Source organism: Amycolatopsis sp. NPDC001319 (assembly GCF_042896185.1).
Taxonomy (GTDB): Bacteria; Actinomycetota; Actinomycetes; order Mycobacteriales; family Pseudonocardiaceae; genus Amycolatopsis.
The window spans coordinates 395,528-415,586 of sequence record NZ_JBIAWY010000005.1; the positions used below are offsets into that span (position 1 = coordinate 395,528).

The 20,059-nt window shown below is 69.5% G+C and carries 18 protein-coding genes; 10 read left to right on the plus strand and 8 right to left on the minus strand.

Annotated features, from left to right (window positions below):
• The first annotated feature begins 192 nt into the window (after nucleotides 1-192).
• Nucleotides 193-1,029, plus strand: coding sequence for a DegV family protein (locus ACFY1H_RS21035; RefSeq protein ID WP_366579276.1), 837 nt, complete (start codon nucleotides 193-195; stop codon nucleotides 1,027-1,029).
• Here the strand turns inward: ACFY1H_RS21035 and ACFY1H_RS21040 are convergent.
• On the minus strand, nucleotides 1,010-1,435 hold the full coding sequence (locus tag ACFY1H_RS21040; protein WP_386948583.1) for a hypothetical protein: 426 nt from the start codon (nucleotides 1,433-1,435) through the stop codon (nucleotides 1,010-1,012). The two genes, ACFY1H_RS21035 and ACFY1H_RS21040, sit on opposite strands and share 20 nt — an antisense overlap.
• Before the next feature lie 53 nt (nucleotides 1,436-1,488).
• Here ACFY1H_RS21040 and ACFY1H_RS21045 point away from each other — a divergent pair, with 53 nt between their 5' ends.
• Genes ACFY1H_RS21045 through ACFY1H_RS21055 form a run of 3 tightly spaced genes read left to right on the plus strand, consistent with a single transcriptional unit; the run spans nucleotide 1,489 to nucleotide 4,295 of the window.
• Entirely contained in the window at nucleotides 1,489-2,262 is a 774-nt protein-coding gene (locus ACFY1H_RS21045) for a methyltransferase domain-containing protein (RefSeq protein ID WP_386948585.1), read from the plus strand.
• On the plus strand, nucleotides 2,259-3,791 hold the full coding sequence (locus tag ACFY1H_RS21050) for a 1,4-alpha-glucan branching protein domain-containing protein (protein WP_386948588.1): 1,533 nt from the start codon (nucleotides 2,259-2,261) through the stop codon (nucleotides 3,789-3,791). The genes ACFY1H_RS21045 and ACFY1H_RS21050 overlap by 4 nt, the downstream gene beginning before the upstream one ends.
• A gap of 15 nt (nucleotides 3,792-3,806) precedes the next feature.
• A complete protein-coding gene (locus ACFY1H_RS21055; protein ID WP_386948591.1) occupies nucleotides 3,807-4,295 on the plus strand; it encodes a glutathione peroxidase in 489 nt (162 codons plus the stop codon).
• An 80-nt stretch (nucleotides 4,296-4,375) separates the two neighbouring features.
• Here the strand turns inward: ACFY1H_RS21055 and ACFY1H_RS21060 are convergent, their stop codons facing one another.
• Nucleotides 4,376-6,178: a glycoside hydrolase family 2 protein gene (locus tag ACFY1H_RS21060; RefSeq protein WP_386948594.1), complete on the minus strand. Its 1,803-nt coding sequence runs from the start codon at nucleotides 6,176-6,178 to the stop codon at nucleotides 4,376-4,378.
• A gap of 79 nt (nucleotides 6,179-6,257) precedes the next feature.
• On the opposite strand from ACFY1H_RS21060, the gene ACFY1H_RS21065 reads away from it, so the two are divergent.
• The 3 genes from ACFY1H_RS21065 to ACFY1H_RS21075 all read left to right on the plus strand — a co-directional run bounded on the left by ACFY1H_RS21065 (nucleotide 6,258) and on the right by ACFY1H_RS21075 (nucleotide 9,307).
• Nucleotides 6,258-7,511: a glycosyltransferase family 4 protein gene (locus ACFY1H_RS21065; protein WP_386948597.1), complete on the plus strand. Its 1,254-nt coding sequence runs from the start codon at nucleotides 6,258-6,260 to the stop codon at nucleotides 7,509-7,511.
• A gap of 432 nt (nucleotides 7,512-7,943) precedes the next feature.
• Nucleotides 7,944-8,576, plus strand: coding sequence for a phosphoribosyltransferase (locus ACFY1H_RS21070; RefSeq protein WP_386948600.1), 633 nt, complete (start codon nucleotides 7,944-7,946; stop codon nucleotides 8,574-8,576).
• A 152-nt stretch (nucleotides 8,577-8,728) separates the two neighbouring features.
• Nucleotides 8,729-9,307 carry a metallophosphoesterase family protein gene (locus ACFY1H_RS21075; RefSeq protein WP_386948603.1) on the plus strand — a complete coding sequence of 193 codons (579 nt, stop codon included), beginning with the start codon at nucleotides 8,729-8,731 and terminating at the stop codon, nucleotides 9,305-9,307.
• Between the two features lie 51 nt (nucleotides 9,308-9,358).
• On the opposite strand, the gene ACFY1H_RS21080 is transcribed toward ACFY1H_RS21075, so the two are convergent.
• Complete coding sequence (locus ACFY1H_RS21080; protein WP_386948606.1) at nucleotides 9,359-10,141, minus strand: class I SAM-dependent methyltransferase; 783 nt, start codon at nucleotides 10,139-10,141, stop codon at nucleotides 9,359-9,361.
• Nucleotides 10,142-10,199: 58 nt separating this feature from the next.
• Nucleotides 10,200-10,658, minus strand: a complete 459-nt coding sequence (locus ACFY1H_RS21085) for a nuclear transport factor 2 family protein (protein ID WP_366579256.1) — start codon at nucleotides 10,656-10,658, stop codon at nucleotides 10,200-10,202.
• Nucleotides 10,659-10,751: 93 nt separating this feature from the next.
• Between ACFY1H_RS21085 and ACFY1H_RS21090 the strand changes: the two genes are divergently transcribed.
• Nucleotides 10,752-11,285, plus strand: coding sequence for a TetR/AcrR family transcriptional regulator (locus tag ACFY1H_RS21090; protein ID WP_366579254.1), 534 nt, complete (start codon nucleotides 10,752-10,754; stop codon nucleotides 11,283-11,285).
• Nucleotides 11,286-12,066: 781 nt separating this feature from the next.
• Here the strand turns inward: ACFY1H_RS21090 and aceB are convergent.
• On the minus strand, nucleotides 12,067-13,674 hold the full coding sequence (gene aceB, locus ACFY1H_RS21095; RefSeq protein WP_386948610.1) for a malate synthase A: 1,608 nt from the start codon (nucleotides 13,672-13,674) through the stop codon (nucleotides 12,067-12,069).
• Nucleotides 13,675-13,741: 67 nt separating this feature from the next.
• On the minus strand, nucleotides 13,742-15,031 hold the full coding sequence (gene aceA, locus ACFY1H_RS21100) for an isocitrate lyase (RefSeq protein ID WP_366579250.1): 1,290 nt from the start codon (nucleotides 15,029-15,031) through the stop codon (nucleotides 13,742-13,744).
• Between the two features lie 229 nt (nucleotides 15,032-15,260).
• Between aceA and ACFY1H_RS21105 the strand changes: the two genes are divergently transcribed.
• A complete protein-coding gene (locus ACFY1H_RS21105; RefSeq protein WP_366579249.1) occupies nucleotides 15,261-16,688 on the plus strand; it encodes a short-chain fatty acyl-CoA regulator family protein in 1,428 nt (475 codons plus the stop codon).
• A 202-nt stretch (nucleotides 16,689-16,890) separates the two neighbouring features.
• A complete protein-coding gene (gene ilvA / locus ACFY1H_RS21110; RefSeq protein WP_386948614.1) occupies nucleotides 16,891-18,147 on the plus strand; it encodes a threonine ammonia-lyase IlvA in 1,257 nt (418 codons plus the stop codon).
• 44 nt (nucleotides 18,148-18,191) lie between these two features.
• Here the strand turns inward: ilvA and ACFY1H_RS21115 are convergent, their stop codons facing one another.
• Entirely contained in the window at nucleotides 18,192-18,536 is a 345-nt protein-coding gene (locus tag ACFY1H_RS21115) for a nuclear transport factor 2 family protein (protein WP_386948617.1), read from the minus strand.
• Between the two features lie 46 nt (nucleotides 18,537-18,582).
• Nucleotides 18,583-20,037: an alpha/beta fold hydrolase gene (locus tag ACFY1H_RS21120; RefSeq protein WP_386948619.1), complete on the minus strand. Its 1,455-nt coding sequence runs from the start codon at nucleotides 20,035-20,037 to the stop codon at nucleotides 18,583-18,585.
• Nucleotides 20,038-20,059 lie beyond the last annotated feature (22 nt).

A 20,059-nucleotide genomic window follows, 5' to 3' on the forward strand; every position in this document is an offset into this window, starting at 1 on the left:
CTCTACTGGCCGGTAGATTAGGGCCATTCAGGCGGCGGGACCCGCCGAGGTGACGGCATTCACCTGGATGAGCAATCTTTTGAGACCATCGTCCCGATAGTCCGCCGGTTAACCCGTCCAGCACACCGCTCGCCCGATCGGACCAACGGTGGGCTACTGGCAGTAGGCCGACAGGCGTTAACCTCCCCGACCATGCCCGCGCACATCGCCGTAGTCACGGACTCGACCTCGTGCCTGCCCGACAAACTCGCCGCCCGTTGGGGCATCGGCGTGGTGCAGGTTCAGCTGCACGTCGGGGATCAGACGGACGACGAACACCGGTTCGACCGCAACGAGCTCATCGCCGCCATGAAAACCGGCCACAGCGTCACCACCTCGCCGCCCGACCCGGGTGCGTTCTTCTGGACGTACCAGGACGCCGCCGCACGCGGCGCGTCCGCCATCGTCAGCCTGCACATCTCCGGCCGCCTTTCGGAGACCGTGCAGGCGGCCCGCGAGGCGGCGCAGCAGGTCCGGATCCCCGTGCACATCATCGACAGCGGAACGGCCAGCATGAGCCTCGGTTACGCAGCGGTGTCGGCCGCGCGCGTCGCCGGCGCCGGGGGCCAGCTCGCGCGCGTGCTCGAAGCCGCCGAGCGCCGCGTTCGCGCCGCCACTGAGCTGATCTACGTGGACACGCTCGAATACCTCCGGCGCACGGGACGCGTCGGAGCCGCCCAGTCGTTGGTGGGCACGGCGTTCTCGATCAAGCCATTGCTCACCGTCCGTAACGGTGAAGTGTCGCCGCTGGCGCGCGTTCCCGGCACGAAACGCGCGATGAACCGTCTGGTGGACCTCGCGGTGAAGGCCGCGGGCGACCAGCGCGTGGACATCGCGGTGACGCGCTTCGGCTCCGACGAGACCGAGGTCGTCCGACGCCTGCGGGACCGCATCCCCGGGATCACGGACGTCGTGGTCGGCGACGCGAGCACGGTGATCGGCGCGCACGTCGGCCCGGGCGCGCTGAGCATCACGGTGTCGCCGAGCTGATCGGCTTCCGTCCCGGTACGAGCAGCACGACGAGCGGCACCAGCACGCCCAACGCGAGCGTTGACAGGATCATTACTCGGTCGACCGTCGCGAAGTGGCCGACGTGCCCGAGGTGGTAGACGAAGTGCGGCGCCGCGAACAGCAGCGCCGCGACCGCCGCCAGGCGCGCGACGGCTGTGGTGCCGATCACGGCGGCGCCGGTCAGCGTCGCGGCCAGCGCCAGATTGAGGGCGCCGAAGTCGCGGATGAGGTGTTCGTCGAACGCTCCGTCCATGCTGACCCAGCCGTGGCGGAAGCCGGGAAAGTCCTGGTAGAAGCCCAGGGGCGACAGGAGTGGCCACAGCCCCGTCGCCGCCGTGACGACGCCGAGCAGCACCAGCAGTACGCGCGTGAGGGTCCGTTGCATGGGGCTGGAACGAGACGGCGGTCGGGAACGTGACACGCGCTAGGGTCGCGCAGGTGACCAACGCAGCCACCCGGGCCGAGGCACTTCACCTCACCGGCGAACGGACCGTCCCCGGCATCCCCGAGGAGAATTACTGGTTCCGTCGCCACGAAGCCGCCTACGTCGCCCTGCGCCCCCACTGCGCCGGCGCGACCGTGCTGGAGGCGGGCTGCGGTGAGGGTTACGGCGCGGGGCTGATCGCGAAGACGGCGCGACGCGTGCTGGCGCTGGACTACGACGTGCCGACCACGGAGCACGTCGCGCGCCGGTACCCGGAGGTCGCGGTGGCACGCGCGAACCTGGCGTATTTGCCGTTGCGGGGCGAATCTGTGGACGTGGTCGCGAACTTCCAGGTGATCGAGCACCTGTGGGACCAGGACGGGTTCCTCGCCGAGTGCTTCCGCGTGCTGCGGCCGGGCGGGAAACTGCTGGTCACGACGCCGAACCGGCTCACGTTCACGCCGGACTCCGACACGCCGCTGAACCCGTTCCACACGCGGGAGCTCGCACCGTCCGAATTGGACGGTCTGCTGCGCGCCGCCGGGTTCGCCGTCCAAATGCTACAAGGGTTGCATCACGGGGACCGGCTGCAGGATCTGGAACGCGCGTACGGCGGCTCGATCATCGACGCGCAGCTCGAAGTGGTGATGGGCTCGCTGCCCGGGCAGGCCGTGTGGCCGGCGGGGTTGCTCGCCGACCTCGCGGCGATCGGGGCGGAGGACTTCTCCGTCCGCGGTGCTGACCTGGACGCGAGCCTCGATCTGGTCGCGGTGGCGGTGCGCCCGTGACTCCGCCCGCCTCGGAAGGCACGTTCTGCCTCGTGCTGCACAGCCACCTGCCCTGGTTGCCGCACCACGGCAGCTGGCCCGTCGGCGAGGAGTGGCTCTACCAGGCGTGGGCGCATTCGTACCTGCCGGTCGTCGACCTGCTGCAGCGTTTCGCCGCTGAGGGGCGACGCGACGTCCTGACGCTCGGCATGACGCCCGTGCTCGCGGCGCAGCTCGACGATCCGTACGCGATCCGCGCGTGCCACGACTGGCTCGGCCATTGGCAGCTGCGCGCGCAGCACGCGTCGACGCTGTGGGGCGGCGACCCGCTCCTGCGCGACCTGGCCGCGGCCGAGCACCAGACGGCCGCGCGCGCGACGGAGGAGCTGGAGACGCGCTGGCGCCACGGGTTCTCGCCGATCCTGCGGTCGCTTGTGGACAGTGACACGATCGAGCTGCTGGGGGGACCGCTCGCGCACCCGTTCCAGCCGTTGCTGGACGAGGACGTCCGCGCGTTCGCCCTGCGCGAAGGCCTGGCTGATACGCAGCTGCGCGTCGGGCGGCGGCCGGAGGGCATCTGGGCTCCGGAATGCGGCTACGAGCCCGGCATGGAGCGCGGTTACGCGGCGGCCGGCGTGCAGCGGTTCCTGGTCGACGGGCCGTCGCTGCACGGCGACACGTCGGCGGCGCGAACGGTCGGCTCCTCGGACGTGGTGTGTTTCGGGCGCGACCTCGAAGTGACGTACCGCGTCTGGTCGCCGAAAGCCGGCTACCCCGGCCACGCTGCGTACCGCGATTTCCACACGTGGGCGCACGAAGTGGGGTTGAAGGCTTCGCGCGTCACCGGCAAGCAAGTGCCGCCGCACGAGAAGGCGCCGTACGACCCGGCGCTGGCGGCCGGTGTGCTCGGTACGCACGTGAAGGACTTCGTCGACACGGTCGTCGCGCGGCTGCGTTCGCTGCGGGAGCAGCACGGGCGCGAGTCGCTGGTGGTCGCGGCGTACGACACGGAGCTGTTCGGGCACTGGTGGCACGAGGGTCCCGCGTGGCTTGAGGGCGTTCTGCGTGCGTTGCCCGAGGCGGGTGTGCGCGTGACGACGCTGAAGGGCGCGCTGGAAGCCGGCCACGTGGGGGCGCCGATCGACCTGCCGGCGTCGTCGTGGGGCTCGGGCAAGGACTGGCGCGTGTGGGACGGCGAGCAGGTGGCCGACATGGTGCAGGACAACACCGCGTTGCAGAAACGCTTGCTGGACCTCGTTTCCGGGCACTTCGGGGAGCACGGGGGGACCGCTCGCGACACCGTGGCCGACCAGGCCGTTGCGGAGGCGATGCTGGCGTTGTCGAGCGACTGGGCGTTCATGGTCACCAAGGACTCCGCCGCGGACTACGCGCGCCGGCGCGCCCGCGTGCACACCTCGCGGTTCGACGAGCTCGCCGGGCTGCTGCGCTCCGGCGACCGGGCCCGCGCGCACGAGCTCGCGGCGGAGTACCGCCGCGCCGATGGACCGTTCGGACAGCTGGACGCACGGCAGCTGCTGCCACACAAGTGAAAGGGACACCGAGGAATGAGCATTCGCGACATCCCGCTGAAGACGCTCTCGGGTGAGGACACCACCCTGGGCGCGCTCGGCGGCAAGGCGCTGCTGGTGGTCAACGTCGCCTCGAAGTGCGGCCTGACCCCGCAGTACACCGGCCTGGAGCGGCTGCAGGAACGCTACGGCGACAAGGGTTTCTCCGTCGTCGGGTTCCCGTGCAACCAGTTCGCCGGCCAGGAGCCCGGGACGGCCGACGAGATCCAGACGTTCTGCTCCACCACCTACGGCGTCACCTTCCCGCTGTTCGAGAAGGTTGAGGTGAACGGCGACGACCGTCACCCGCTGTACTCCACGCTCACCCAGACTGCGGACGCCGAGGGTGAAGCGGGCGACGTGCAGTGGAACTTCGAGAAGTTCCTGATCAACTCCGACGGTGAGGTCGTGGGCCGGTTCCGTCCGCGGACCGAGCCCGAGGACGACACCGTGGTGAAGGCGATCGAGGCTGTGCTGCCTGCCTGATTTTTACAGCCGGCGAAGGGCGGGGACTCCGTTGGGGTTCCCGCCCTTTTTCCGTGTCGCCGTTCAGTGGCGAAACGTCTCTAGCTGGGGTTTTGCTGCTCCTGGGCGGATTCGACGGCCGGGGACGAGCCGCGGGCGATCACAGCGCGGTTGCGGGCCGCCGCGACGTCCGCGTCGAGTTTGGTCAAGCGGCGGTCGTAGGTGAGGAGGCCGTTGACCTCGTTTTCGACGTCCGTGGTCTGGGTGTAGATCGCCCCTGAGAGGCCCAGTTCGTCCACGAGGGACTCGAGTCGGGCGCTGAGCTCCGCGTAACGGCGCGTGAGGTGCTCGGCGTCAGCGGTCATCTCGTACGCGTTGGGCGGGCCGGGCCAGCGGTGGTCGTCGAGGACGAGACCGAGGCCGCCGTACTCGCCGTCGACGAGCGCGCGGTGGTCCTGCACGCGCGGCTCGCCGGGGCCGACGTAAGTGTGGTCGTCGTAAACGTCGCCGGCACCCACGTCGGTGCGGGAGAAGCAGCAGTTGACGCCGCTGTTGGCCACGACGAGGCGAGTCGGGTCGAGTTCCTTCACCACCTCGGCGATCCGCGCCGTGTCGAACTCGCCCCAGCCCTCGTTGAACGGCACCCACGCGACGATCGACGGCACGTTGCGCAACTGCCGCACCATTTCCCGCAGCTCGGCCTCGAAGCGTTCCTTACCTTCGGGCACCGGGTCCGGCGCCGGCCCGGGCGGCCCGTCGAACGACACCACCAGCGACGGCATGTCCTGCCACACGAGCAGCCCCAGCCGGTCGGCCCAGTGATACCAGCGCGCGGGCTCGACCTTCACGTGCTTGCGCACGAAGTTGAAGCCGAGCTCTTTCGTCTTTTCGAGGTCGAACCGCAGGGCGTCGTCGGTGGGCGCGGTGTAGCCGCCGTCGGGCCAATAGCCCTGGTCGAGCGGGCCGTAGAGGAAGGTGATCCGCCCGTTGAGGGCGATGCGGGGGCGGCCGGCGGCGTCCGGGACGAGCTCCACGGTGCGCAGGCCGCCATAGCTGGTGACCTCGTCGAGCACCTCGCCGTGGTGGTCGAGCAGGCGCACGGTGAGGTCGTAGAGATACGGGTCGTCGGGAGTCCACCAGTGGGGCTCCGGGACGTCCGCCCGCAGCCTCGTGCCGGCGGCCCCTCGGACGCTGACGATCTCGTCGCCGCTGGGTGGCGAAACGCTCAGCTCGACCTGAGCGCCACCCTTGACCTGCGGAAACACGGTGAAGCCCGCGAGGTCCGGAGTGATCTCCAGGTCCTCGATCCGGTCGGACGGCACCGGTTCGAGCCACACCGGCTGCCAGATCCCGGACGTCGGCGTGTAGCAAATGCCGCCCGGGGCGTTGCGCTGCTTTCCGAGCGGGAACGGCGAGATGTCGGTGCGGTCCTCGGCGCGAACGGTCAGTTCCTCAGGCCCGGACGCACGCAGCGCATCGGTGACGTCCGCCTGGAACGCCGTGTAGCCACCCTCGTGGGTGACCACCAGCTGGTTGTTCACCCAGACCTTCGCCGTCTGGTCGACCGCGCCGAAGTGCAGCAGCACCCGTTCGCCACGCCAGTCGTCCGGGACCACGAACAACCGCCGGTACCAGAGGACCTCGTCGCGCCGGTTGATCCCGGAGAGTGCCGATTCCGGCGCGAAGGGGACCAAGATGCGCTCGCCGTAGCCGACAGGCCGGGGTTCCTCGGGCGAAGACGGCCACCCTGCGTAGTCCCAGACGCCGTTGAGGTTCAGCCACCGCGGCCGCCTCAGCTGCGGTCTGGGGTAGCCGGAGAGCACGTCGGAGGGGCTGACGAGGTCGGTCCACGGCGTCGTCAGGGGCGGGTCCGCGCGCTGCCACTCGGGCTGACTGGAAGTCATCACCTCCGATGGTGACAGAGTTCGAAGGCGGCGACAGCCGGGCCGCCCGGCGGAAGCGACTGGCGAGTAACCTCTGGCCATGCGCGTGCTGATGTTGTCGTGGGAGTACCCGCCCGTGGTCATCGGCGGGCTCGCCCGGCACGTGCACGCGCTGGCCCGGCACCTCGCCCAGCAGGGCCACGACGTGGTCGTTCTCTGCCGTCACCAGGCCGGCACCGACGCGTCGACGCACCCGCGCAGCGACCGCGACGTCGAGGGCGTGCGGCTGATCCGCGTGGCCGAGGACCCGATGCACCTGACGTTCGAGCGCGACCTCGTCGCCTGGACGCTCGCCATGGGCCACGCCATGATCCGCGCCGCGCAGGACCTGCTGCGCACGTGGCAGCCCGACGTCGTCCACGCGCACGACTGGCTCGTGACCCACCCGGCGATCGCCATCGCCGAGGCCGCGCGGGTGCCGCTCGTCGGCACCGTGCACGCGACCGAGGCGGGCCGGCATTCCGGCTGGCTTTCGCACCCGCTCAACCAGCAGGTGCACTCCGTCGAGTGGTGGCTGGCCAACCGCGCCGACGCGGTCATCACGTGCTCGCAGGCGATGCGCAAGGAAGTGGCGCACCTGTTCGAGATCGAGGCCGCCGACGTCACCGTGATCCACAACGGCATCGAAGAACGCAGCTGGCGCGTCTCGGCCGCCGAGGTGGCGAAGATGCGCGAACGGCACAGCCCCGACGGCGCGCCGTTCCTGCTGTTCTTCGGCCGGCTGGAGTGGGAGAAGGGCGTGCAGGACCTGCTGGCCGCGCTCCCCCGCATCCGTCGCCAGTTTCCAGGCACTCGGGTGGTCGTTGCCGGTAAGGGACGACACCACGACGAGCTGGTCGCGCAGGCGCGCAAGCTGCGGATTCGCCGCGCGGTGGACTTCGTCGGTCACCTGCCCGACCGCGACCTGCGCGCGCTGCTGGCCGCGGCGGACGCGGTGGTGCTGCCGAGCCGGTACGAGCCATTCGGGATCGTCGCCCTGGAGGCCGCGGCCGCGAAGGCGCCGCTCGTCGCGTCGACGGCGGGCGGACTCGGCGAGGTGGTCGTCGACGGGGAGACGGGCCTGGCGTTCGAACCGGGCGACGTCGCGGGTCTGGCCACGGCGGTCACGACCGTCCTGGGCGACGCCGTCGCCGCGACCCGACGCGCGCGAGCGGCCCAGTCGCGCCTCGCGGCGGACTTCGACTGGGGACGCATCGCCGAGGCGACCGCGGAGGTCTACCGGCGCGCGCGCATGGGTGAACCGATCGAGCTGGGACGCCCGAAGATCGCGACGGGCAACGCGTTCGAACTCTGAATCGGCCCGCCGTCAGAAGTGGCAGGGCCAGACGCACGCGGCGTACGCGTGCGCTTTCGAGTGCGCCGAAACCGCCGGCGCCGCGGTGAGAGCAACTGCGAAAACGGCGAGTAAAGCAGCGACGACGGCTCTGGATCTGCCGGTCACGACGGCTCCTTGGATTTTCGGTGGGGTGCTCGAAGCATCCGTTGGTCGTCGCGCGCGAAACAATAGCGGAAGCAGTACGTAGGCCTACCCGAACGCGGCGAGTGACCGGTTCGTCCGGCTGCGTCGCGGGAATGTGGAACGCATGGTGTCGCCGCTCATCGACCACGCGGCCGGGCTCGTTCCGGCTGTCGTCGGGATGCGTTGTGCGCCAGTCTTTTGCCGTTTTTCGACCCATGGATTGTTCAACGATCCGCGTTCCGCCCTGCCTGGGCCGGTGACGAGACCGTGGTGAGGACGTTGTTCTTCGATCGAATCGACGCCGGACGGCGACTCGGGCGAATCCTGGCCAGGCAACCTTGGGTCGAGCCCGTCGTGCTCGGGTTGCCGCGCGGGGGCGTGCCGGTGGCGGCCGAGGTCGCCAAGGTGCTCGGAGCTCCGCTGGACGTCGTGGTCGCTCGGAAGATCGGGGCGCCTGGGCGGCGAGAGTTCGGCGTCGGCGCGGTGACGGCGGAGGGGCCGCCCTACTACTCGACGCCGGCGTTGCGCGCGTTCGGGCTCACGCCGAAGGCGATGGAGCCGGCGTGTGCGCTCGAGCGGGCCGAGGCGCGTCGCCGTTTGGCGGCCTATCGCGACGGGCGCGCGGAAGTCGCGGTGGCCGGCCACGACGTGATCGTGGTCGACGACGGACTGGCGACCGGTGTCACCGCGATGGCCGCCGTCCGCGACCTTCGCGACGCGCGACGCGTGGTGCTGGCCGTACCGGTGTGCGCGCCGGACGCCGTCGCGGAGTTCGAGGGCGAGGTGGACCAGTTCATCGCCGTCGCCGCGCCGAGGCGATTCAGTGCCGTGGGTCGTTGGTACGTCGACTTCACCCAGGTGTCGGACGCGACCGTGATGCGGCTCCTCGGGAAGGGATGAAGGGGACCTTCATCCCACTATCCACAACGGACAGTGACGATCGCCGCCGAACGGCGAAAATCCCTGGCACGATCGGCGGTTCAGGGCGCAAGGTATGCGTGCGTCGCCACCCCGGCGATGGGCCGACGTCGACAATGAGGAGAAGCCCGATCATGGACGTCTGGTTCACCGCCGACACCCACTTCGACCCCCAGCTGGTGGCCGGCCTGCGCGGGTTCGAGTCGCCGCCCGAGCACGATGAGTTCGTGGTCGAGCGGTGGAACGCCACCGTCCGGCCGGGCGACCAGGTTTGGCACTTGGGTGACGTCGGCATGGGCCGGCTGGCGCGATTCTCCGACACGCTTCGGCAGTTGAACGGCGAGATCCACCTCATCACCGGCAACCACGACGAGCCGTGGCCGGGGCTGCGCCAAGCGCATCGGCACCAACGCGCGTGGCTGGATCATTTCGCCACGGTGCAAGCGTTTGCGCGCCGCCGGATCGCGGGGCAGAACGTGCTGCTCAGCCATTTCCCCTACGAAGGCGACCATGTCGGCGAGGACCGCGGGTCGCAGTACCGCCTGCCCGACGAGGGGCTGTGGCTGCTGCACGGTCACGTCCACAGCGCGTGGCGCAAGCGGGGCCGGCAGCTGAACGTCGGGATGGACGTGAACGACCTTCGCCCCCTTCACCTCGACGCCGTCACCACGGAGTTGGCCGAGCTCGGAAGTCCGGCCGAAACCGGCCTCTGACCAGCGAAATCCTGCTGTCGGTGATCTGTTGCCACTCAGTGGCGACGAGGCTCAGGGCACGCGGCCGGTCAGGATCGTCACGCGCACCGGTTCGCTGAACGGCGCGTGAGGCTCGATCGCCAAGCGGATGCGGTTCTCGAAGGCCGGCCGTTCGCCGCTGGGTGGTAAGTCGTCTTCGCCCATGGCCGAGTAGACGCCGCCGATGATCTCGTCGGCGGTGAGGTCGCCCGTGTAGTCGATGGTGCGGAGGCCGACGTCGTAGCCGGCGCCGGTCAGTGCGGCGCGGTAGCGGTCCTGGCTGGCGTCGTCCGTTCCGCAGGCCGCCGTGAGGGGGTGGCCGAACCAGTCGGACAGCACGTCGAGCAGCGCTCGCGACCAGTCGCTGTCTTGGAGCCAAAGCGGCGAACCGTTGGTGACCACCGCGATGCCGCCGCCCGGCCGGAGCATCGGCTTCACGGCGGCGAACAACGTCGGGTGGTCCATCCAGTGCAGCGCTTGCCCGATCGTGACGGCGCCGAGCCCGTCGAGCAGGGAACTCAGCGCGGTGACGTCGGTGTCGCCGCCCAGGAGCCACGACGCGTTGGTCACGCTCGCGTCGGCCGCGGCGCGGCGGGCGCGCGAAAGCATGTCGGGTGAGGGGTCCATGCCCGCGACCGCGCGGACCCGCGCGGCCATCGGCAAAGCGAGCTGTCCCGTGCCACACCCGAGGTCGAGGACCACGTCGTCCCCGGCCAGGGCGAACTCGGCGGCGATCGCATCGAACACCGCCGTCGGGTAGCCGCGGCGATAGCGGTGGTAGAACTCCGTGACTTCTCCGCTGAATCCCAGGCTCATGACTGGATCCTGGCGGCACGTCAGGGAGAAATCACGCGCGTTCGCTCACGGCCGAGGATCAGAAGATCGGGAACTCCTTGCCGTATTCGGATTCCGGGCGCTTGCCGAAGATCCAGCGTTCGCTTTCCGCGATCGGGCGGTCGTTGATGCTCGCCTCGCGGCGGCGCATGAGGCCTTCGTCGCTGAACTCCCACAGCTCGTTGCCGTAGCTGCGGAACCACTGGCCCTCGGCGTTGTGCGACTCGTACTGGAACCGCACGCCGATGCGGTTGCCGCGGAAGCCCCACAGTTCCTTGCGCAGCGCGTAGTCGAGCTCGCGCTCCCACTTCTGAGTCAGGAACTTGACGATCTCCGCGCGGCCGACGACATACTGGTCGCGGTTTCGCCACACGGAGTCCTCGGTGTAGGCGAGCGAGACCTTCTCGGGGTCACGCGTGTTCCAGGCATCCTCGGCGGCCTGGACTTTCTGGCGGGCGGTGTTCTCGTCGAACGGCGGGAACGGCGGACGCGGTGTCATGGCGGGCTCCTGCGCGGATCACGGGAGAACGTGCGTTCTCCCTGGTTCGGCTAGCATAGAGAACGTTGATTCTCCACACCAGAGGGACACGACGTGAACACCGCGGAAGCGACCGAACGGCTACTCGAGGCCGCCGAAGACCTGTTTTATGCCCAGGGCGTGCAGTCCGTGGGCATGGACGCCGTGCGCAGCCGCTCCGGCGTCTCGCTCAAGCGGCTCTACCAGGTGTTCCCGTCGAAGGACGACCTCGTGGCCGCCTACCTGAACACGCGCGACGAACGCTGGCGCCGGTCGCTGCGCGACTTCGTGGCCGCCCGGGGCGACGACCCGCTGGCCGTTTTCGACTGGCTGCACGAGTGGTTCAGCGAGCCCGACTTCCGGGGCTGCGCGTTCGTGAACTCCTTCGGCGAGTTCGGGACGCTCGCGCCCGGCGTCGCCGCGGCCATCCACCACCACAAGGACGAAGTGCGCGCGTACCTGCGCCGGCTGGTCGCCGACGACGACCTCGCCGACCAGCTTTTCTCCCTCATGGAGGGGGCCACGGTGCTCGCCGCGATCAAGGGCGACCCCGGCGAGGCCGGCACGGCCCGCGCGGCGGCGGCGACGCTGTTGGCCGCGCGGCGATAACCCGCGGCCCTGAATTCGCCGATGAACGGCCAATCAGACTGTCGGGGATTCGTCGCCGCACAGTCAGTCGGGCGTCGTGATTTGGCTGTTGAACGGCCGGCTGCGCCATCGTGACGTCACCTCAAGCGGCCAGCCGCGCCGCCGCGACTTCGCCGTTGAACCGGCCAATCGCACCGTCGGGACTTCGCCGCTGAACGGCCAATCGCGCCATCGTGACGTCGGCATTGAACGGCAGTCGGGCCGCCGGGACTTCGCCGTTGAACGGCCAGCCGGGCCGTCGGTACCTCGGCGCTGAGGGGCCAATCGGGCGTCGTCATGTCGCCGCTGAACGGCCAATCGCGCCGTCATGACGTCGCTGAGCAGCAGGGCGTCGGGGATTCGCCGTTGGGCGGCGATGCGGGCGTCGCGAATTCGCCGCTGAACGGCCGGCCGGGCCGTCGCCACTAAATGGCAACCGGCGCCGTCGTCGACAAATCGCCACCCAACGGCGAGCCGTACCTGCCCCGACGCGGTCGGAAGGGTACGCACGGCGATCGTCCGGCGCGGCGAAACAGCGACCCAAGAGCGGTCGCCGATTAACGGCGACAGAGCCATAGTCGCCCACGGGCGAAAGACCAAGAACTGCCGCCCACCAGCACATAGCCACTGGGCGGCAACAGACAAAAACCCGGGTCCGGTGGCGGGGAGCCTCCGCCACCGGACCCGTCTCGCCGCACCGTCCCAAAAAGCAGTGCGGGGAAACCGGCCGCCCCCGGTCAGGTCGGGGGCGGCCGGAGCGTGGTCACCGCGCGTCGCACAGGTGGCGGGCGTAGGCGCTCGTCGTGAGGAAGCTGGGGAGCTTCTCGCCGAGGGCGGTCTCGGTGAAGATGGCGCGGGCGTCGTCCAGGCGGTGGCCGGCGGGCAGGTCGGCGCGGACCGACTCGAACTCGTCGTCCAGGAACTCGACAGCCAGCTCGCGAGTCAGCGCGGTGCCGTCCGCGAACTTCGTGCCGTTGCGGATCCACTGCCACACCTGGCACCGCGCGATCTCGGCCGTCGCGGCGTCTTCCATGAGGTTGTGGATCGCGGCGGCGCCCGTACCGCGCAGCCAGGAGTCGATGTAGCGCAGGGCGACGTTGATGTTGGCGCGAACGCCGGCCTCGGTCACCTCACCGCCGGCGGACGCGACGTCGAGCAGATCGGCGGCGGTGACGTCGACGTCTTCACGCAGCCGGCCCAGCTGGTTGGGCCAGCCGCCCAGCACGCCGTCGAAGACCTCGCGGCAGACGGGAACCAGACCCGGGTGCGCGACCCACGAGCCATCGAACCCGTCGCCCGCCTCGCGTTCCTTGTCCTGGCGGACCTTCTCGAACGCCGTCGCGTTGGCGCCAGGATCCTTGCTCGGGATGAACGCCGCCATGCCGCCGATCGCGTGCGCGCCACGGCGGTGGCACGTGCGGACCAGGAGTTCGGTGTAGGCGCGCATGAAGGGGACCGTCATCGTGACCTGCGCGCGGTCCGGCAGCACGAAGTCGGCGCCGTGCTCGGAGAAGTTCTTGATGACGCTGAAGATGTAGTCCCAGCGTCCCGCGTTGAGGCCGGCAGCGTGCTCACGCAGCTCGAAGAGGATCTCGTCCATTTCGAACGCCGCGGTGATCGTCTCGATCAAAACCGTCGCCCGGACCGTGCCGCGCGGGATGCCGAGTTCGTTCTGCGCGAACAGGAAAACGTCGTTCCACAGGCGCGCCTCGAGGTGGTTCTCGAGCTTCGGCAGGTAGAAGTACGGGCCGCTGCCGCGGGCGATCAGCTGGCGCGCGTTGTGGAAGAAGTACAGCCCGAAGTCGACCAGGCTCGCCGCCAGGGGGCGACCGTCGATGCGGATGTGCTTCTCCACCAGGTGCCAGCCGCGCGGGCGGGCGACGATCGTCGCCGGGTCCTCGCCGATCGTGTAGCGCTTGCCGGACTCGGTGGTGAAGTCGATGTTGCGGCGGATGGCGTCGAAGAGGTTCAGCTGGCCGTCGACGATGTTGTGCCACGTCGGCGAAGTCGCGTCCTCGAAGTCCGCGAGCCAGACCTTCGCGCCGGAGTTCAGAGCGTTGACGGTCATCTTGCGGTCGGTCGGGCCGGTGATCTCCACGCGGCGGTCCTCGAGACCGGGCGCCAGCGGCGCGATGTGCCAGCTGTCGTCGGCACGGATGCGCCGCGTCTCCGGCAGGAAGTCCAGCTGCTCCTCCCCCGACTGCACGCGCTCGCGACGACGGCGGCGCTCGTCGAGCAGCTCGCGGCGGCGTCCGGCGAAGGCGTTGTCGAGCTTGGCCACGAACTCCAGCGCGGCCGGGGTGAGGATCTCGGCGAACCGGTCACCGGCAGGACCGGTGATTTCGATGCGGTAGTTCAGCTTGTCGGCCATCTCGTACCTCCGCGAGGGAAAGAAGGGGGTGCGGGCCGGCGACCGAGTCGCCGGCCCGCGGAGAACGTCAGTGGAACTGGTCTTCTTCGGTCGAGCCCTTGAGCGCGGTGGTCGAGCTCTCCGGGTTCAGGGCCGTGGACACCAGGTCGAAGAACCCGGTGCCGACCTCGCGCTGGTGCTTGGTCGCGGTGTAGCCGCGCGCCTCGGAGGCGAACTCGCGCTCCTGCAGGCCGACGTAGGCGGTCATGCCCTCACGGGCGTAGCCGTGGGCCAGGTCGAACATCGAGTAGTTCAGCGCGTGGAAGCCGGCGAGGGTGATGAACTGGAACTTGTAGCCCATGGCGCCGAGCTCGCGCTGGAACCGCGCGATGGTGTCGTCGTCGAGGTGCTTCTTCCAGTTGAACGACGGCGAGCAGTTGTAGGCCAGCATCTGGTCCGGGTACTCGGCCTTGATCGCCTCGGCGTACTTGCGGGCGATCTCGAGGTCCGGAGTGGACGTTTCCATCCACAGCAGGTCGGCGTACTGCGCGTAAGCCAGGCCGCGGTCGATGCAGGGCTCGATGCCGTTGTTGACCTCGTAGAAACCCTCGGCCGTGCGACCGCCGGTCAGGTACTTCTGGTCACGCTCGTCGACGTCGCTGGTCAGCAGCGTCGCGGCCTGCGCGTCGGTGCGGGCGACGACGAGGGTCGGCACGTTCAGCACGTCCGCGGCGAGGCGGGCGGCGTTGAGCGTGCGCTCGTGCTGCTTGGTCGGGATCAGCACCTTGCCGCCGAGGTGGCCGCACTTCTTCTCGGACGCGAGCTGGTCCTCCCAGTGCACGCCCGCGGCACCGGCGGCGATCATGCCCTTCATCAGCTCGAACGCGTTCAGCGGGCCACCGAAGCCGGCCTCGGCGTCGGCGACGATCGGCGCGAACCAGTCGATGTCGGTGTTGCCTTCGGCCCAGTTGATCTGGTCGGCGCGGCCCAGCGCGTTGTTGATGCGGCGGACGACGGCCGGGACCGAGTTGGCCGGGTAGAGGCTCTGGTCCGGGTAGGTCTGGCCGGCCAGGTTGGCGTCGGCCGCGACCTGCCAGCCGGACAGGTAGATCGCCTTGAGACCCGCGCGGACCTGCTGCACGGCCTGGTTGCCGGTCAGCGCGCCCAGCGAGTGGACGTAGTCCTCGGTGTGCAGGAGCTCCCACAGCCGCTCCGCGCCACGACGGGCGAGCGTGTGCTCCTCGACGACCGAACCGCGAAGCTTCACCACGTCGGCGGCGGAATAGGTCCGCTGGACGCCCGCCCAGCGGGGGTCGGTCTTCCACTGCTCGGCCAGCTCGGCCGCCGCCTGGTCGAGCTGCTTGGCCTGCTCGGTCATCGGACTCTCCCGTGTTGCGAAGTTTGCGATTGCTCGCCTTGCCTGGTTACGACCCTGACACGAGCACGAAAAGGCGGTCCATAGCTCCAATTTGCCAATTTGTGTGAAGGATGCGTAGCATCTTGCAAAGCTTGCGAATCATCGGTTGGCAAGCTGGGTGAAAATCCACGGCCTTGATCGTTCACGTAATCGTTCAGGGCCGGAAACCTTCCGGCCGATCGGAGGAGCGATGGACAAAACTTTCGCCGGGGCGCGGCTACGGCATCTCCGTGAGAGCCGTTCGATGAGCCAGGCCGACCTCGCTCGTGTGCTCGAGATCTCACCCAGCTACCTGAATCAGATCGAGCACAACTCACGGCCGTTGACGGTGCCGGTGCTGCTGCGGATCACGCAGGCGTTCGGCGTCGACACGGAGTTCTTCGCCAACAACGACACGTCTCGCCTGGTCGCGGACGTGAAGGAGGCGCTGCTCGACGAGGTCGTCGGCGTCGAGGTGACCAGTAGCGAGCTCAACGAGCTGGCGTCCAACCTGCCCTCGATCGCCCAGGCGCTGGTGAAGCTGCATCGCAGTTACCGCAACGCAGTGGAGAGCACGGTCGCGTTGACCACGGAAAACGGCCTCGGCCTGCACGGCAGCGCCGCCGCGCCGTTGCCGCACGAAGAGGTGCGCGACTTCTTCTACGAGCGGGAGAACTACGTCGCTGAGCTCGACGAGCGCGCCGAACGCATGGCCGCGGAGATCCCGTTGCGCCGAGGCTCGGCGCTGACGTCGCTGAAGGATCGCCTCTGGCAGCGCTACGGCGTGGAGGTGACGAGCGAAGGGCTCAACGAAGCCGCAGGTCAGCAGCACCGCTACGAGCCGGCGACGCGCGTGTTGCGGCTCGCGCCGAGCTTGCGCGTGGGGCAACAGGCGTTCCGGATGGCTTCGCAGATCGCGTTGCTGGAGTACGACGACCTGATCACCGAGCTGGCCGACTCGTGGGCGTTCTCGGGGCCGGCCGCGCGGACGTTGGCACGCGTGGGCCTGGCGAACTACTTCGCCGGCGCGCTGATCCTGCCGTATGGCCCGTTTCTGGCCACGGCGGAGAAGTTCCGCTACGACATCGAGCGGCTGTGCGACCACTTCGGCGTCGGCTTCGAGACGGTGTGCCACCGGCTGTCGACGCTTCAGCGGCCGAAGCAGCGGGGCATCCCGTTCTCGTTCGTGCGCGTGGACCGGGCGGGGAACATGTCGAAACGCCAGTCGGCCGCGGGGTTCCACTTCTCGCGCGTCGGTGGCGCCTGTCCGTTGTGGAACATCTACGAGGCGTTCGCTTCGCCGGGCAAGATCCTGACACAGATCGCGGCCCTGCCCGACGGCAAACGCTACTTCTGGGTCGCGCGCACGGTCTCGCGCAACATCGGCGGCTTCGGCAGCCCGGGCAAGACGTTCACCGTCGGCCTCGGCTGCGAACTGCGCCACGCGGGCCGGCTCGTGTACTCCACCGGCCTCGACCTGGACGAGCCCGCCGCGGCGACGCCGATCGGGATGGGGTGCAAAGTCTGTGAACGCCCGGCGTGCTCGCAGCGCGCGTTCCCCGCGATCGGCAAGCCGCTGACGGTCGACGAGAACACGAGCACGTTCGTCCCGTACCCGGCGGTCCCGAAGAGTTCTTGAGCTGCAGAGGCGGAGGTAGGTGTTGGCGGCGGGCGGCCGCCACACCGCGATGTGGCCGATGAAAGGCCGCGACCGGGCTCGTCCGAAACGTTCACGACTGCGCAAATCAGGCCGTACCCCCGACACTCGGTGACGGCTGACCGCAAGCTGCCGCCCGCACCGCCTCGGGCGTCGCGATGAGCGGGAAGTAGATTCAACGATCGTGCAACGGATCGATACCGTCAGTGCCCAGATGGTGGAACAGGCCGCCGAGCGGCTCACGGGTGTGGTCACCCGGACGCCGCTCGAGCCGAACGCCCGGCTGTCGTCCCGCGTGGACGCGCGGGTGTGGCTCAAGCGGGAGGACCAGCAGACGGTCCGCTCGTACAAGATCCGCGGCGCCTACAACTTCATCGTGCAGCTCGACGAAGCCACCCGCTCGCGCGGCGTCGTGTGCGCGAGCGCCGGCAACCACGCGCAGGGCGTGGCGTACGCGTGTCGCCGGTTGGGAGCGAATGGCCGCGTGTACGTGCCGGGCACCACGCCTCGGCAGAAGCGCGAGCGCATCGCGACGCTGGGCGGCGCGCACATCGAGGTGATCGTCGTCGGCGAGACGTACGAGGACGCGTTCGCCGCCGCCAACGACGACGCCCAGCGCACGGGCGCGACGCTCGTGCCTGCGTTCGACGACCCGCGCACCGTCGCCGGCCAGGGCACCGTGGCGCTGGAGGTCGTGGATCAGCTCGGTTTTGTCCCGGACGTGCTCGTGGTGCCCGTCGGCGGCGGTGGCCTGCTGGCCGGCATCGCGACGTGGGTGCGCAAGCGGCACCCGGAGATCCGCGTCGTGGGCGTCGAGCCGGCCGGCGCGATGTGCATGGCCGCCGCCCTGGAGGCCGGCGAGCCGGTGCGGATCGACGCGGTGGACTCGTTCGTGGACGGCGCCGCGGTCCGTGAGGCCGGCGGCGTGACCTACCCGCTCGTGCGCGACAGCGGCGCCGAGCTCACATCCGTGCCCGAGGGCGCCGTGTGCACGGAGATGCTGGCGATGTACCAGGCCGACGGCGTGATCGCCGAGCCCGCGGGCGCCTTGGCCTCGGCCGCGCTCGGGACGACGGTGCTGGTCGAACCCGAGCAGACGGTGGTCTGCATCGTTTCGGGCGGCAACAACGACGTCAGCCGCTACAGCGAAATCCTCGAACGCTCGCTGATGCACGAAGGGCTGAAGCACTACTTCCTCGTCAGCTTCCCCCAGGAGCCGGGCGCGCTGCGGCGGTTCCTCGACGAGATCCTCGGACCGGAGGACGACGTCACGCGCTTCGAGTACGTGAAGCGCAACAACCGCGAGCTCGGGCCGGCGCTGATCGGCATCGAGATCCCGCGGCCGGCCGAGCTGCCCGGCCTGCTCAAGCGGCTGGAGGCGAGTCCGCTGCAGGTCGAGCAGGTGGAGCCTGGGAGCCCGCTGTTCCACTTCTTGCTCTGACGTTTCCGCTGGTCAGCAGCATTCGCCGCTGAACGGCAACGGGTTCAGGCCAGTTCCGCGCTGCCTTCGCGATAGATCTTGGCGGAGGCGATGCGGCCGTTGCGAAGGTGGTAGAAGCCGGCGATCGGGAACGTGTGCTCGTCGCCGGCGTGGGTGAGCCGCTCCGTCAGCTGGGCGGCCACGCGGTCGCCGTCGATCAGGATCTCGTCGACGGTCAGCGTCGGCAGGAGCCGGGTCATGGCGCTCTCGAAGAGGTCGGCCAGCTCGGCGCGGCCACGGGCGACGGTCGTGCCCGTGATCCAGACGGCGTCGTCGGTGAAACCCGCGAGCAGGGCGCTGAGGTCGCGGTTGTTGAACGCGGCCACGTGACGCCGCAGGATCTCGCTCACGAGGTGAGGGTATCCGCGGCGTCACGTGGGTTTCGCCGTTCGGCGGCTACGCCTTGGGTGCCAAGATCGGCTCGCCCGGGCAGGACTGCGTGGTCGTCTGGCCGGTGTCGAAGAACGTCACGGCCGCGGCGGCGCAGGGCAGGCTCGAGAGCGAACCGTGGGCGTCGTCCTCGACGGTCATGAGGGAGCCGCCGATTTGCCGCTGCATGGCGAGAGCCCAGCCGATCGGCGTGACCGGCTCGAAAGCGTGGCCGACGAGCTGCAGCGGGCTCTTGCCGGCGCTGAACTGCCACTGCGTCGCGGGCACGGGCCAGCCGACGCACATCTGCTCGTAGATGCCGAACGAGCCCGCGACCGGGTTGGCCTTGATGCGGTCGACGCGGTGCTGCCAGACCGTGTCGAAGTCTCGTGGGCTGGGTGATTCGTTGCAGAGCAGGGCGTTCTGCTGGAAGAAGTTGCCACCGGTCCGTTCGGTGTCCCAGCCGAAGCCGGTTTTCGGCGCGGTAGCGGGCTGCCCCGCCGGAGCACCGCCGTCACGGATGGCGGCGAGCTGGCCGGCGGCCTCGACCCACTGGCGGCGCGGGTAGGCGAAGAACTGGTTGACGGTTTCGCCGTTGAGCGGCGAACCGTCGGGGCCGGTGCGCGGATGGGCGGCGAGCTCGGCACGCAGGTCGAGCAAAGCCTTCTCGACCTGGGGTTCGATGCCGCCGAAGTGGTAGACGGAGTCGTAGCGCGCGACCCACGCCGCGAACTCGCGGAACGTGTTCTCGCCCGCGGCGGCCTGGTCGTCGTCCATCGTCGTGACGCTCAGCTGCGGCGGCATGACGGAGTCGAGCAGCATCTTGTCGACGTGGCTGTCGAAGAGCGTGCGGTACTCGGCGCCGAGGGCCGTGCCCCAGGAGACGCCGTAGTAGCCGATCTTCTGCTCGCCCAGCGCTTCGCGGATGCGGTCGACGTCGCGGGCGATGTTGGGCGTGGTGAACGACTTCACGAGGGCGGGGTCCTTGGCGAAACACGCCGCGTTGGCCGCGGCCTTGTGGTCGGCGAGGAAGCGCGCCTGGTCCTTTTCGGACAACGACGGGTCGGGCTGGGCGTCGTCCTCGTCGCACTGGAGGCTCGCGCTGTAGTCGACGCCGCGCGGGTCGAAGCCGATGAGGTCGTGGTGCTCCAGCAGGCCCGACGCCTTGCTCTCCGCCATGGTGAGCGGCATCTTCATCCCGGACTGGCCGGGGCCGCCGGGGTTGAACACGATCGCGCCCGCGCGCGTGCCCGTCGCGCGGATTCGGCTGACGGCGATGTCGATCGTGCGGCCGGCGGGGTCGGCGTAGTCGAGCGGCACGGTGACCATCGCGCACTCGGTGCGCTGGTCGTCGACGTCCCAGCCCTTCGCGATGGACACGCAGGGTTTCCAGTCCAGCCCTTGCGCGGACGCGAGCGCCGGCACGAGGGGGACCATCGCGACGGCCGCGACAACCGGGACGAGTAAACGGAACTTCGGCATGCTGATGATCATCGGGTCCGCG